Origin of the sequence: Maribacter sp. PR1 (assembly GCF_028464145.1) — a bacterium.
Lineage (GTDB): Bacteria > Bacteroidota > Bacteroidia > Flavobacteriales > Flavobacteriaceae > Maribacter.
Genome location: NZ_JAQPCG010000023.1, coordinates 1 through 1010, shown reverse-complemented (window position 1 = coordinate 1010; position 1010 = coordinate 1). Strand labels below are relative to the sequence as shown.

Annotated in this window: 1 protein-coding gene; it reads left to right on the top strand. The window is 33.7% G+C overall.

The features are described 5' to 3' along the window. Positions 1 to 317 precede the first annotated feature (317 nt). Entirely contained in the window at positions 318 to 887 is a 570-nt protein-coding gene (locus PP182_RS21005; protein ID WP_272653204.1) for a hypothetical protein, read from the top strand. Positions 888 to 1010: the final 123 nt, after the last annotated feature.

The following is a 1010-nucleotide window of genomic DNA, read 5'->3' as shown; positions in this document are numbered from 1 at the left end:
ATAATCCTTCTTGCCTTGCATACCTAAAGTTACGATCGATCATTGGATCGGCAATGATCGTCAACGACTTTTTTCCCTAACTTGTGCAACAGGCACAATGCCTATAGCAAATAGGGCATAAAGTGCTATATTTAAAGGCTTGGGCATATTTTTGAAGTCCGCCAAATCTTTTGGATTTGGCTTTTAAAATGAAAAAGATAAAAACAAAACAAAAAGCTTTGGCTAAAACCGCAGACGGAAACTCAACGTTTCCTTGACTGCCCTACTTGCCATAGCCGTGACGTTGGCAACAATATGAGAAACCACTATTAGCGAATATGGACAGTCCGAATTTTACCTTTATATTTTTATTTATAATTCTTATAATAATAAGCGGAATTATATTTTTAAGCTATTGGATTCCAAAAAAATTGGGATACAAAAAAGCAGGAAAAATAATATCTGGAATTTTGATAATCGGAACAATTATTCTATCAGCTTCTATTTACATAGATGACTATTTATTTTTTAAAAATGATGCTATAGAACTTCTTTCAGAACAAAATATGGAACTAAAAGATGACTTTGAAATAATAGAAAATAAGAGTGTTGGAACTGTTGACTATTATCACCGTTTTGAATTATCAATTTCGGAATCTGACAAAAAGAGACTTGTAAGTGAAATTAAAACATCAAAATTTTATCAAGATAGGATTAAAAGTTATTTTCATTTACCAAGTACGCAAGATAGATACGTTGGAAATTCAGTAACTTTAAATTATCAAACTCATACGGAATTTAAATCGGAATTTTATGAGCCAAATGGAAAAGGATATGTTCCAACTTTCCGAATAATTAGCATTCCTAAATTAGAAAATAAGATAATCTTTGAGGAAATTGTCGATTGACAAAAATACTGTTGCCAATCGAGTAGACGGGTCCGCCCCTAGTTAGGAACGGACTGCGCCTCTCACACCACCGTGCGTACGGGTCTCGTACACGGCGGTTCGTTATATCAGAACTTTACACTA

Bases quoted from the DNA above. Each gene is read 5' to 3' on its own strand.
- PP182_RS21005 (WP_272653204.1), top strand. From the start codon at position 318: ATGGACAGTCCGAATTTTACCTTTATATTTTTATTTATAATTCTTATA.